Annotated in this window: 9 protein-coding genes, 1 tRNA gene and 1 pseudogene; 6 read left to right on the forward strand and 5 right to left on the reverse strand. The window is 73.0% G+C overall.

All coding sequences use genetic code 11. The annotated features are described in order from the left end of the window. Positions 1-325: 325 nt before the first annotated feature. From AC2CJA_RS17540 to fdh, 3 genes are all read left to right on the forward strand, one after another. The gene (locus AC2CJA_RS17540; protein ID WP_484603637.1) at positions 326-1,384 is read left to right on the forward strand and encodes a 4Fe-4S dicluster domain-containing protein; all 1,059 of its coding nucleotides are present in this window, start codon (positions 326-328) and stop codon (positions 1,382-1,384) included. Beyond that, positions 1,381-2,508, forward strand: a complete 1,128-nt coding sequence (gene nrfD, locus AC2CJA_RS17545) for an NrfD/PsrC family molybdoenzyme membrane anchor subunit (protein ID WP_484603638.1) — start codon at positions 1,381-1,383, stop codon at positions 2,506-2,508. The genes AC2CJA_RS17540 and nrfD overlap by 4 nt, the downstream gene beginning before the upstream one ends. A 134-nt stretch (positions 2,509-2,642) precedes the next feature. After that, positions 2,643-5,927: a formate dehydrogenase gene (gene fdh / locus AC2CJA_RS17550; protein WP_484603639.1), complete on the forward strand. Its 3,285-nt coding sequence runs from the start codon at positions 2,643-2,645 to the stop codon at positions 5,925-5,927. A 64-nt stretch (positions 5,928-5,991) separates the two neighbouring features. Here the strand turns inward: fdh and selD are convergent, their stop codons facing one another. Then, positions 5,992-7,047: a selenide, water dikinase SelD gene (gene selD, locus AC2CJA_RS17555; RefSeq protein ID WP_484603640.1), complete on the reverse strand. Its 1,056-nt coding sequence runs from the start codon at positions 7,045-7,047 to the stop codon at positions 5,992-5,994. Positions 7,048-7,194: 147 nt separating this feature from the next. On the opposite strand from selD, the gene AC2CJA_RS17560 reads away from it, so the two are divergent. Beyond that, positions 7,195-7,287: transfer RNA gene (locus tag AC2CJA_RS17560), tRNA-Sec, on the forward strand. A gap of 34 nt (positions 7,288-7,321) precedes the next feature. On the opposite strand, the gene AC2CJA_RS17565 is transcribed toward AC2CJA_RS17560, so the two are convergent. From AC2CJA_RS17565 to AC2CJA_RS17580, 4 genes and pseudogenes are all read right to left on the reverse strand, one after another. Then, positions 7,322-7,519 (reverse strand): hypothetical protein, encoded by a 198-nt coding sequence (locus AC2CJA_RS17565; protein WP_484603641.1) that lies wholly within the window; start codon positions 7,517-7,519, stop codon positions 7,322-7,324. A 70-nt stretch (positions 7,520-7,589) separates the two neighbouring features. Next, a pseudogene (locus tag AC2CJA_RS17570) lies at positions 7,590-7,775 on the reverse strand (transposase); the annotation flags it as partial. A gap of 318 nt (positions 7,776-8,093) precedes the next feature. Continuing rightward, complete coding sequence (locus AC2CJA_RS17575) at positions 8,094-8,990, reverse strand: MBL fold metallo-hydrolase (RefSeq protein ID WP_484603642.1); 897 nt, start codon at positions 8,988-8,990, stop codon at positions 8,094-8,096. Positions 8,991-9,012: 22 nt separating this feature from the next. After that, positions 9,013-10,272, reverse strand: coding sequence for an MFS transporter (locus AC2CJA_RS17580; RefSeq protein ID WP_484603643.1), 1,260 nt, complete (start codon positions 10,270-10,272; stop codon positions 9,013-9,015). A 125-nt stretch (positions 10,273-10,397) separates the two neighbouring features. Between AC2CJA_RS17580 and AC2CJA_RS17585 the strand changes: the two genes are divergently transcribed. Further along, positions 10,398-10,607, forward strand: a complete 210-nt coding sequence (locus AC2CJA_RS17585) for a hypothetical protein (RefSeq protein ID WP_484603644.1) — start codon at positions 10,398-10,400, stop codon at positions 10,605-10,607. Next, positions 10,594-11,985 carry an amidase gene (locus tag AC2CJA_RS17590; protein ID WP_484603645.1) on the forward strand — a complete coding sequence of 464 codons (1,392 nt, stop codon included), beginning with the start codon at positions 10,594-10,596 and terminating at the stop codon, positions 11,983-11,985. Before AC2CJA_RS17585 ends, AC2CJA_RS17590 begins: the two co-directional genes overlap by 14 nt. Positions 11,986-12,051: the final 66 nt, after the last annotated feature.

Genomic DNA, 12,051 nt, shown 5'->3' on the forward strand with positions numbered 1-12,051 from the left:
TCCCCGTCCCGCCCGGCGCGCCGGCGCGCGCTCGACAGCGCCGCCGCCGGCCCCGGGCCGAACGCGGCGCAGACCTTCGCTCTCCGCCCGGCCGCGACCGGGCGGAACGTATGACTGTGCACGCTCCCCACCCCATCACTCCGCCCGCGCCGGGGCATCCGCGCCGGGGGCCATTCGCGCATCCCCCCGGGAGCGGGTGCGCGGCCCGGGGCCTCCTTCCGCGGACGGAGGAACGGACGGCCCCGTTTCACCCGGCCCCCTCCCGGGGACCCGTGGACAGCGAGGCCGCCGACAGGCTCACCGGAAGGGGAGACAGGGGCTCCATATGACCGATACCGCCGCACAGGCCGGGGAGACCGGGCCGCCCACCTCTGGGGGCCTGCTCCACGGCGCACAGCCGGACGTGGCGGGGGCCGCGGGCCACCGCGACCACCCGCAGCGTGTGGGCTTCTTCACCGACACCTCGATCTGCATCGGCTGCAAGGCATGCGAGGTGGCGTGCAAGGAGTGGAACGCAGTGCCCGAGGACGGCCTGGAGCTGACCGGCATGTCCTACGACAACTCCCAGGGGCTGAGCGCCTCCACCTGGCGGCACGTGGCCTTCATCGAGCAGCGCAAACCCCTGGGCAACCAGGAACCGGGCGTGGTGCACGGAGCCCTGGGCGGTGCCGACGGCACAGACGGTATGGGCGACTTCGACGCCTTCGCCGCCGCGGAGCGCCTGGGCGCCACAACCCCTGAGCCGGGCGCCCCGGCGGGGGCCGGGCCGGGCGCCCCCGCCGGGGAGATCTCCCCGATCGCGCCCGACGGGCGCACCGAGCTGCGCTGGCTGATGGCCTCGGACGTGTGCAAGCACTGCACCCACGCGGCCTGCCTGGACGTGTGCCCCACGGGTTCGCTGTTCCGCACGGAGTTCGGGACCGTCGTCGTCCAGGAGGACATCTGCAACGGCTGCGGCTACTGCGTCCCGGCCTGCCCCTACGGGGTGATCGACCAGCGCGAGGGCGACGGCCGCGCCTGGAAGTGCACCCTGTGCTACGACCGGCTGGGCGCGGGGATGGAGCCGGCCTGCGCCAAGGCGTGCCCCACCGACTCCATCCAGTTCGGCCCGCTGGACGAGCTGCGGGAGCGGGCCGCCGCCCGGGTCGCGCAGCTGCACGCCGCGGGCGTGCCCGACGCCCGGCTGTACGGCGAGGACCCGGGCGACGGCGTCGGCGGTGACGGCGCGTTCTTCCTGCTGCTGGACGAGCCGGAGGCCTACGGCATGCCGCCCGACCCGGTGGTGACCACCCGTGACCTGCCGTCGATGTGGCGGCACGCGGCGGTCGCGGCGGCGGCGATGGCCGCCGGGGTGGCCGCCTGCTTCGCGGGGAGGCGCCGGTGAGCACCCCCGAACCGAACGTGCCGGGCCCGGTCACCCCCGGCGGCCCCGGCGGAGCGGAGACGGACGGCGAGCACCCCGGCCGTACGGCCGCCACCGGCCAGGGTGGCGGCAGACACCGCCGCAGGCGCCGGCGCGGAGAGCAGCCGGTCGTCCCCGAGGCCGGGTTCACCTCGTACTACGGCATGCCGATCCTCAACCGGCCCACCTGGAAGGCCCTCGACATCGGGGGTTACCTCTTCCTGGGCGGCCTGGCCGGCGGCTCCTCCCTGCTGGCCGCCGGGGCGCACGCCACCGGGCGCCGAACCCTGGCCCGGTCGGCGAAGATCGGGGCGCTGGGGGCCATCTCCGCCTCCACCGTGGCGCTGATCCACGATCTGGGCCGGCCCGGGCGCTTCTACAACATGCTGCGGGTCGCCAAGCCCACCTCCCCCATGAGCGTGGGCTCCTGGATCCTGGCCGCCTACGGCCCGCTCGCCGGGGTGTCCGCCGTCACCGACGCGACCGGCCTGTTCCGGCGCTCCGGTGCGGCGGCCACCGCCGGCGCCGCGGTACTGGGCCCGGCCGTGGCCTCCTACACGGCCGTGCTGATCGCCGACACGGCCGTGCCGTCCTGGCACGAGGGCTACCGCGAACTGCCGTTCGTCTTCACCGGTTCGGGAGCCGCGGCGGCCGCCGGACTGGGCATGCTCACCGCTCCCGTGGAGCAGGCCGGCCCGGCCCGCCGGACCGGCCTCTTCGGGGCCGCGCTCGAACTGGGGGCCACAGCGGTGATGACCCGCCGTATGGGGCTGGCCGCCGAGCCGCTGGAGCGCGGCAGGCCCGGAGCCCTGATGCGCGCCTCCAAGGTCCTCACCGCGGCCGGCGCGGCCGCCGCACTGCTGGCCGGACCGCGCAGCCGGACCGCCGCGGCGCTCTCGGGCGCGGCTCTGCTGGCCGGTTCGGCGGCCCTTCGCTTCGGCGTCTTCGCCGCGGGCGTGGCGTCCGCGGAGGACCCCAAGTACACGGTCCTGCCCCAGCGCGAACGGCTGCGGGCCCGCGCCCGGGAACGCCGCCGCGAGCATCCCGGCGGCGGAGCGGACGGGGTGGAGGGCGTGGACGGACAGGACGGCGGGCCGACGGTGTGAAGACCGGTTTGACGGCCGAGGCCCCGGGTACTCCGGAAAACCGGTGACAGGGTGGTCCGTGCCGTCCCCCGGCGGGGGCGGCACGGGCGGTCGCACCGCGGACCAGTGGCACGAGTTCAGCGAGGACGGCAGACGTGGGCATCCGAACCTGGATCAACTCCTGGCCGGTGTACCGGCAGCTCACCGGTGACGATCCGCTGGGCCGCGGCGCGGCGGCGAGCAGCGAGCGCACCGCGAACCTGACGCCGCGGGTGGAGACCGCCGACAGGGTGGTGAAGTCCGTCTGCCCCTACTGCGCGGTCGGCTGCGGCCAGAACGTCTACGTCGAGGACGGGAAGGTCACCCAGATCGAGGGCGACCCCGACTCCCCGGTCTCGCGGGGGCGGCTGTGTCCCAAGGGCGCGGCCAGCCTCCAGCTGACCACCGGCTCGGCCCGTGTCCGGCAGGTGCTCTACCGGCGGCCGCACGGCACCGAGTGGGAGCCGCTGGACCTGGACACGGCGATGGACATGATCGCCGACCGGGTGATCGAGTCGCGCCGGTCGGGCTGGGAGGAGGAGCACGGCGGGAAGCGGGTGCGGCGCACCGTGGGCTTCGCGAGCCTGGGCGGCGCCACGCTCGACAACGAGGAGAACTACCTGATCAAGAAGTTGTTCACGGCGCTGGGCGCCGTACAGATCGAGAACCAGGCGCGTATTTGACACTCCTCCACGGTCCCCGGTCTGGGGACCTCGTTCGGCCGCGGCGGCGCGACCACCTTCCAGCAGGACCTGCAGAACTCGGACTGCATCGTCATCCAGGGCTCGAACATGGCCGAGTGCCACCCGGTCGGGTTCCAGTGGGTGATGGAGGCCAAGGCCCGGGGCGCGAAGGTGATCCACGTCGACCCGCGGTTCACCCGCACCAGCGCGCTGGCCGACGTCCACGTGCCGCTGCGCGCGGGCAGTGACATCGCGTTCCTCGGCGCGATCGTCAACCACGTCCTGAGTGAGGAGAAGTACTTCCGCGACTATCTGCTGGCGTACACCAACGCACCGGTGATCCTGCGCGAGGACTTCCGCGACACCGAGGACCTCGACGGCGTCTTCTCCGGACTGGACGCGGAGCACCGCACGTACGACGCGAGCACCTGGCAGTACGAGGGGATGCGGGCACAGGCCGCCTCGGGGCACCGGGAGCAGAACTATCCGGACACCGGCGGAAAGAACGAGGCGCCCTCCGACGAGAGCGTCGACGAACTCTCCGAGGAGGCCCGCGGCGAGTCCCACGGCTCCGGCGGCGCCGGCCTGGGCGAGGGCAAGCCCCGGCGGGACGAGACACTCAGCGATCCGCGCTGCGTCTTCCAGGTGCTCAAACGGCACTTCGCCCGGTACACGCCGGAGCTGGTCGAGGAGGTCTGCGGCGTACCGCGCGACACGTTCCTCCAGGTCTGCGAGCTGATCACGGGGAACTCCGGCCGGGACCGCACCACGGCGATCGCCTACGCCGTCGGCTGGACCCACCACACGGTCGGGGTGCAGTACATCCGGACCGCGGCGATCCTCCAGACCCTGCTGGGCAACATCGGGCGCCCGGGCGGCGGAATCCTCGCCCTGCGCGGGCACGCCTCGATCCAGGGGTCGACCGACATCCCGACGCTGTTCAACCTGTTGCCCGGCTACATCCCCATGCCGCACGCCCACACCGGCACGGACCTGGACACGTTCGTCGGCGCCGGGGCGGGCAAGCGGGGCTACTGGGGCAACATGCGCGACTACCTGGTGAGCCTGCTCAAGGCGTACTGGGGGCCAGCCGCGACGGAGGAGAACGACTTCTGCTTCGACTACCTGCCGCGCCTGACCGGCTCGCACGACACCTACACCACCGTGCGGAACCAGCTGGACGGGGTCTGCAAGGGCTACTTCCTGATGGGCGAGAACCCCTCCGTCGGCTCCGCCAACGGCCGGATGCAGCGCCTGGGCATGGCGAACCTGGACTGGCTGGTGGTGCGCGACCTCTCCCTGATCGAGAGCGCCACCTGGTGGAAGGACGGCCCCGAGATCGAGTCGGGTGAGCTGCGCACCGAGGACATCCGCACCGAGGTGTTCTTCCTGCCCGCGGCCACGCACACCGAGAAGGACGGCAGCTTCACCAACACCCAGCGCATGCTCCAGTGGCGCCACAAGGCGGTGGAACCGTCCGGTGACGCGCGCAGCGACCTGTGGTTCATGTACCACCTCGGGCGGATCATCCGGGAGAAGCTGGCCGGTTCCACCGACGACAGGGACCGTCCTGTCCTGGACCTGACCTGGGACTACCCGGTCCACGGCGACAGTGCCGAGCCGGACGCCGAGGCTGTCCTCGCCGAGATCAACGGTTCCGACTCCCAGGGCAGGCCGCTGTCCTCCTACACCCAGCTCAGGGGCGACGGCTCCACGGCGTGCGGCTGCTGGATCTACTGCGGCGTCTACGCCGACGGCGTCAACCAGGCGGCGCGCCGCAAACCGGGAGAGCGGCAGAACTGGGTGGCCCCCGAGTGGGGCTGGGCCTGGCCCGCCAACCGCCGGATCCTGTACAACCGGGCGTCGGCGGATCCCGGGGGCAGGCCGTGGAGCGAGCGCAAGGCGCTGGTGTGGTGGGACGAGGAGAAGGGGCGGTGGACCGGGCACGACGTCCCGGACTTCCCCGAGGAGCGGCGCCCGGACCACGTACCGGCCGAGGACGCCGAGGGGCCCGACGCCCTGTCGGGCACCGACGCCTTCATCATGCAGGCCGACGGCAAGGCCTGGCTGTACGTGCCCACCGGCCTGCTGGACGGGCCGCTGCCGGCGCACTACGAACCGCAGGAGACGCCGTTCGCCAACCCGCTCTACCGCCAGCAGCGCAACCCCGTCCGGGTGCTGGGGAAGCCGCATCCGGTCAACCGGTACCAGCCCGTCGGCGCGGAACCGGGCTCGGAGGTGTTCCCGTACGTGGCGACCACCTACCGCCTCACCGAGCACCACACCGCGGGCGGCATGTCGCGGTGGCAGCCGTACCTGGCCGAGCTCCAGCCGGAGTTCTTCTGCGAGGTCTCGCCGGAACTGGCGGCCGAGCGGGGGCTGGAGCACATGGGCTGGGCCACGGTGGTCAGTGCCCGCTCCGCGATCGAGGCCCGGGTCATGGTGACCGACCGGATGTCGCCTCTCACCGTGCGTGGCCGTACCCTGCACCAGGTCGGGCTCCCCTACCACTGGGGCTCCAACGGCTACTCGCGCGGGGACTCGGCGAACGAACTGTTCCACGTGGCGCTGGATCCGAACGTGCACATCCAGGAGACCAAGGCGCTGGCGTGCGACATCCGGCCGGGGCGGCGGCCGCGCGGGCCGAAGCTGCTGGACCTGGTGCGCGAATACCAGGTGCGGTCGGGGATCACCGAGGCGACGGGCCGGGACATGTGACGGCCCGCCGGGGGCGCGGACGGCACGGGGAGCATGTGCCGCCCGCGCCGCCGGCGGGTCCCCGTCAGCGGATCACCAGGGCGTGCTCCCCCGCCGGCACCAGCTCTCCGATCACGGGCGCGCCGGGGATCTCCCCCGCCACCAGCAGACCGCCGGAGGTCTGGGCGTCGGCCAGCAGCAGCCGGGTGTGCTCGTCCGCGGAGCCGAAGTCGGTGTGCGGGGCGACCCAGTCGAGGTTGCGGCGGGTGCCACCGCTGACGTAACCGTCGCGCACCGCCTCCCGCGCGCCGTCCAGATAGGGGACGGCCGACGAGTCCACCACGGCGCTCACCCCCGAGGCGCGCGCCATCTTGTACAGGTGGCCCAGCAGTCCGAAGCCGGTGACGTCCGTGGCACACCGCACGCCAGCCGCCAGGGCCGCCTGCGCCGCCTCCCGGTTGAGGGCCGCCATGGTCTCCACAGCGTGCCCGAAGAACTCGCCGGTGGCCTTGTGCCGGTTGTTGAGCACGCCCAGGCCCAGCGGCTTGGTCAGCGACAGCGGCACCCCCGGCCGTCCGGCGTCGTTGCGCAGCAGCGCGTCCGGGTCGGCGATCCCGGTGACGGCCATGCCGTACTTGGGCTCGACGTCGTCGACGCTGTGGCCGCCGCCGACGTGGCAGCCCGCCTGCCCGGCGACCTCCAGCCCGCCTCTGAGCACCTCCCGCGCCAGCTCGAACGGCAGCTTCCCGCGCGGCCAGCCCAGCAGGTTCACCGCCACCAGGGGGCGGCCGCCCATGGCGTACACGTCCGACAGCGCGTTGGCGGCGGCGATGCGCCCCCAGTGGTAGGGGTCGTCCACCACGGGGGTGAAGAAGTCGGCGGTGGCGACGACGGCGGGACCGCCTTCCGGCCCGGGCAGGCGTACGGCGGCCGCGTCGTCTCCGGTGTCCAGCCCGACCAGCAGCTCGCCGGCGGGCTCGGCGGCGGGCGGGACCCCGGTCAGTCCGGCGACGGCCTCCTCCAGTTCGCCGGGCGGGATCTTGCAGGCGCAGCCGCCGCCGTGCGCGTACCGCGTCAGCCGTACGGGCTCCTCGGCCGCACCGCCGTCCCGGTGGCCGTCCGTCTCGTTCCGGGTGTACATCGCGATCCCCTCTCACCGGCCCGTGCCGGGCGTCGCGGCACTGACTGCCCCGCCGCCGCCGGCCGAAACGCCGCCGGAGGGGATTGCCTCCCTCCGGGTGGCGGCGTTTGGATGATCCACGGCCGGGAACGAGTGCCCCGGCGGCATGGAGGCGTAAGGGTGCCTGGTGGCCCTCCCGGTCTTCAAAACCGAGGTGTCCGAGGATCTCGGACAGGTGGGTTCGATTCCCATCCGCCTCCGCCGGCCGCCCGCCGGGCCGGCGGTCCGCCGCCGCTCACCGCGCCCGTGCGCCCGGTTCCGGTTCGGGAGCCGGCCCCGGCGCCTCGCCCGGTGGCTCCTCCTCGCTCGGCCGGCGGCCCTCGACGTACGAATGCGGGAGCGCCGCGTGGGATAGCGGAGTGGCCGGATCGGCGACATCCCCGTTGACGGTGCAGTCGAGCAGCACCACGTCCGCGATGAGGGCACCTTTCACCGGTTTGGTTCCTCGGTGCGGCCCGCCATCGCCGTCGCACGAGGGGCAGGGTCCCGGCTGCTGCTCAGGCACCGGCGCACACCTCCCGCAGCAGTCGCTTGGTCAGCTGCTGCAGCAGCCCGCCCTCGCCGGTCAGCTGCAGGCCCTCGGCCTGGGCCCGCCCCACCAGCTCGTCGATCAGCCGGTCGTCCACGGCCTTGGCCGGCGGCTCACCCGACTCGACGGTCTCGGCCTCGGTCACGTTCTCACTGGTCATCGGTGCATCTTCCTTGATCAGGAGTTACACCGAACGTTTGGCTCTGTCTCACATTCGGTGGTAACAGAGTGCGAGAACTGGGCGCCACCGCCTCACAGGAAGTGCATCCGGTGCTCTGACCTCGATACTCCGCAGCAGACAGCAGCACATCGAAGACGCCGAAGTTGTCGCGCCGGCCTCTCACGGAGAGGAGCCCACCTGTCGGCCGCGGCCGGAGAACGACTGTCGCGATGCGCTTACCTGCGATTTCTGAGCGATGACCTGTCCACCATCCCGTGACTGGCTGTCACCACCGAACGTGAGACAGAGCCGAACGTTTTACAGTCCCGTATCCAACCGGAAGGCGTCCCCATGGGCGACTACGCGGCCGGCGGTGGGCGGTGCGAAGTGGGTGCCGAGGAGGAGGGTGTCCGTGCCGACGAGGGAGCCGAGCAGCTTGCGGCGGGTGGCCTCGGATTGCCGCGGGTCGATGTCGACGCAGGCGCCGATGGAGGGGTGGGCGAGCTGGACGGGGTGGTGGACGCAGTCGCCGGAGATCAGCGCCGTTTCCCCCCGGTCGGTCAGTTCCACCGCGACGTGGCCGGGGGTGTGGCCGGGTGTCGGGACCAAGCGCAGGCCGGGGGCGATCTCGGCTCCCTCGTGCGGGACGTCGACCGTGCTCAGCAGACCCGCCTGTTCGACCGGGATCACGGAGTCGCGGAACATCTGTTCGCGTGCCTCCTCCATGTCGTACGTGGCCCAGAACTCCCGCTCGGTGCGGGAGGTGAGGTAGCGGGCGCCGGGGAAGGTGGGGACCCATTCACCGTTCACCTGCCGTGTGTTCCAGCCGACGTGATCGGCGTGCAGGTGCGTGAGGATCACCAGGTCGACGGAGTCCGGGGGGAAACCGGCGGCGGTGAGACGCTCCAGGAAGTCGGTCCGCAGTTTGTGCCAGGCCGGGTTGGCCCGTTCCTTGCCGTTGCCGATGCCGGTGTCGACCAGAACGCGCAGCCCGTTCACGACGAACGCGAAGCTGTGACTGTCGATGTGCAGGATCCCGTCCCGGCCGGCGAAGTGGGGGTGCAGCCAGTTCTGGGCGGTCACCACCTCAGGGGTGGCGTCGGGCAGCAGCCAGGGCCCGGTCGCGGGCGGCAGGGCGACCTCGTCGACGCGGTGGACGGTGACGCCGCCCACGGTCCAGGAGGGAACGGGGGTGGCGGCGGGGGAGGTGTGCATCGTGTCGGTTCCTTCGTTGTCTTCAGTGGGAGCGGTCGGCTTCGGGGCGGGCCGCCCCGCGTCGTGACGCGGTGAGCGCCACCAGGGCGAGGAGGGCTGCGGTGATGGCGTAGGCGTGTGAGGTGGCCCCCAGTCCGTAGTGCTGGGCAGCGGCGCCCGCGGCGACGGCGGGCAGGCTCATGGAGAGGTAACTGAGGATGTGGTAGGCGGCCAGTGTCGCGGCGCGGTCCCGCTCGTCGAGCGGGGCGAGGAGCATGCGCAGCACTCCCTGGGAAACGGCGCCGAAGGCGATGCCGGCCAGTGCCGCGCCGCCGTGGACGGCGGGCAGCCCGGTGCCGTGCAGACCGCTCAGGGTCAGGGCCGCGGCGGGCAGGACGGATATGCAGCCGCCGATCGCCGTGGCGCGGGGCGTCCTTCGCCGCAGCGCCCATACCGTGAGCGCGGCGGTGGCGCTGAGGGTGAAGAAGACCATGCCGCGGGCTGCTTGCGGGGCGTCGGGGGCCACCAGGTGCACGAGTGCCGGGCCGAGGGAGGAGTAGAAGCCGCCCAGCGCCCAGACGGCGCCGACAGCGACACCCGCGGCCAGCAGGGTGCGGCGGGCCGGGGGCGGGATGTCGCCCCGCGGGCGCGGCGACGGCAGCGCTCCCGCGTGGCGGTGGGCCGTCTCCGTGGTGAAGGCGGCCGCGATCGCCTGGGCGAGGAACAACGCCGCCAGCAGTACGTAGACGGTGACCGTGGGGGCGGGGGCGAAACGGACGAGCAGGGTGGAGACGAGCACGCCGGCGGCCATGCCGGCGACCGGGGTGACGCTGTTGGCCAGGGCGGACCGGCCCGGGCGCCGGGGGTTTTCCAGGTCGAGGAGCGCCGCGCCCGCGGCGCTGATGGCCGCGCCCGTGGCCACTCCTTGCAGGACCCGGGCGATGGTCAGGGAGCTCGCGTCGTCCGCTGAGGCCAGAAGGACCATGGAAGCAGCCGCGATGAGCAGGGCGCCTGCCAGGACGGGGCGTCGCCCCAGGTGGTCGGAGAGCGCTCCGGTGGTGAGCAGGGCAAGCAACAGGGCCAGGGCGTACGCGCTGAAGACCACGGTGACGGCGAGCGCGGAGAGGCCCCACTGGTCCTGGTAGAGAGGGTAGAGCGGGGTCGGGGCGCTGGACGCGGCCAGCAGGGCCGCGAGTACCGACACGTTGAGGGCGAAAGAAGCCTTGCGCGTGCGCCTTTTCGCACGGGTGCGGGTGCTCTGGTGAGCGACGTGCGCGGGCGCGTCGGACATGACGTCGGGCATGGGACTCCCCGTAAACGCAACGTATTTGCTTTAGTCCGACCATAGACGTACCGTCGGACTAAAGCAAACTGTTAGCTTTTAGCGCGGGGGCCTCGTTGCCGTGCCCCCTGACCAGGAGAAACCGCATGCCCTCCGCTGAACTCACACCGCCCGAGGCCGCTCGCTGGGCCGCCCGTGCCGGACTTCCTCTGCCCGATGACCGCCACGCCGCGGTCGCCGCCACCGCCAACCACATCCACTCCGTCGTCGCGGTCCTGCGCGAGCTGGACTGCGGGGACACCCCGCCCGCCGGCGCCTACCGCGCCGGAGAGGAGAAGCACGATGCAGCCGTATGAGCTGACCCTGGCCGACGCCGCGCGGCAGATCCGGGCCCGCAGGCTGTCCCCCGTCGAGCTGGTGGACTCGGTCCTCGACCGCATCGACCAGGTGGACCCGCACGTCGAGGCGTACGTCGCGGTCACCGCGGAACAGGCCCGCGGTGCGGCGCGGGAGGCCGAGCGGGAAGCGGCCCGCGGCGTGTTCCGGGGGCTGCTCCACGGCGTCCCGGCCGGACTCAAGGACGTGATCGACGTCGCCGGTTCGGCCACCAGTGCCAGTTCCCGGGTCCGGGCCGGCCACCGCGCCGCCACCGACAGCACGGTCGCCGCCCGGCTGCGGGCCGCAGGCTCCGTCCTGGTCGGCAAGACCCACACCCACGAGTTCGCCTACGGCCTGATCACCCCGCAGACCGGCAACGCCTGGGACCGCGGCCGGGTCGCGGGAGGCTCCAGCGGCGGGTCCGCCGTCGCGGTGGCGGCCGGGGCGGCGACCTTCGCCCTCGGTACCGACACCGGCGGGTCGATCCGGGTTCCCGCCGCGCTGAACGGGGTCGTCGGCCTCAAACCGACCTACGGGCTGGTGCCACGCCACGGCGTCACGCCGCTGTCCTGGTCACTGGACCACGTCGGACCGGTCACCCGCACCGTCGAGGACGCAGCCCTGGTCCTGACCGTCCTCGCCGGGCACGACCCGCGTGACCCCGCCTCGTTGGACACCCCCGCCGTCGACTACCGGCCGGAACGGGAGCCGGACCTGGCGGGAGTGCGCGTCGGGGTGCCGCGCAATTACTACTTCGACCATGTCGACGCGGAGGTGGAGACCACCGTCCGCCGGGGCATCGCACGGCTGGAGGCGCTCGGCGCCCATCTCGTCGAGATCGACATCCCGATGACCAGGTACGTCCAGGCCACCCAGTGGGGGCTGATGGTGCCGGAGGCCACCGCCTACCACGAGGGCACGCTGCGTACGGTCCCCGAGCTGTACCAGGCGGACGTCCGCATCCTCCTGGAGGCCGGTGAGCTGATGGGCGCGGGCGACTATCTGCGTGCCCAGCGCTCCCGGACGCTCATGCGGGAGGAATGGGCCCGCATCCTGGAGAAGGTCGACGTGATCGCCGCCCCGGCGGTCCCGATGGCCGCGGTGAAGGCCGGCCAGGAGAGTGTCAACTGGTCCGACGGCTCGACCGAGGCCGTCTCCGACGCCTACGTGCGTCTGTCCTCCCCGGCCAACATCACCGGAGTACCCGCCCTGTCCGTCCCGGTGGGCCACGACACGGCGGGCATGCCGATCGGCATGCAGCTGCTCGGACGGCCCTTCGGCGAGCGGCAGCTGCTGCGGGTGGGCCACGCCTACGAGCGGACGCAGTCCGCCCGACCGCTCGCGCCGACCGCCTGAGAACGGCGTACGGGGGCGGGGGGCGGCGGGCTCGCCGGGGCGCGGCGCGGGCGGCCGGGGTCCGGG

Source organism: Streptomyces sp. ATLC9 (genome assembly GCF_057196705.1).

Bases quoted from the DNA above. Each gene is read 5' to 3' on its own strand.
- AC2CJA_RS17540 (WP_484603637.1), top strand. From the start codon at position 326: ATGACCGATACCGCCGCACAGGCCGGGGAGACCGGGCCGCCCACCTCT.
- selD (WP_484603640.1), bottom strand. From the start codon at position 7,047: ATGTACACCCGGAACGAGACGGACGGCCACCGGGACGGCGGTGCGGCC.
- AC2CJA_RS17575 (WP_484603642.1), bottom strand. From the start codon at position 8,990: ATGCACACCTCCCCCGCCGCCACCCCCGTTCCCTCCTGGACCGTGGGC.
- AC2CJA_RS17580 (WP_484603643.1), bottom strand. From the start codon at position 10,272: ATGCCCGACGTCATGTCCGACGCGCCCGCGCACGTCGCTCACCAGAGC.
- AC2CJA_RS17585 (WP_484603644.1), top strand. From the start codon at position 10,398: ATGCCCTCCGCTGAACTCACACCGCCCGAGGCCGCTCGCTGGGCCGCC.
- AC2CJA_RS17590 (WP_484603645.1), top strand. From the start codon at position 10,594: ATGCAGCCGTATGAGCTGACCCTGGCCGACGCCGCGCGGCAGATCCGG.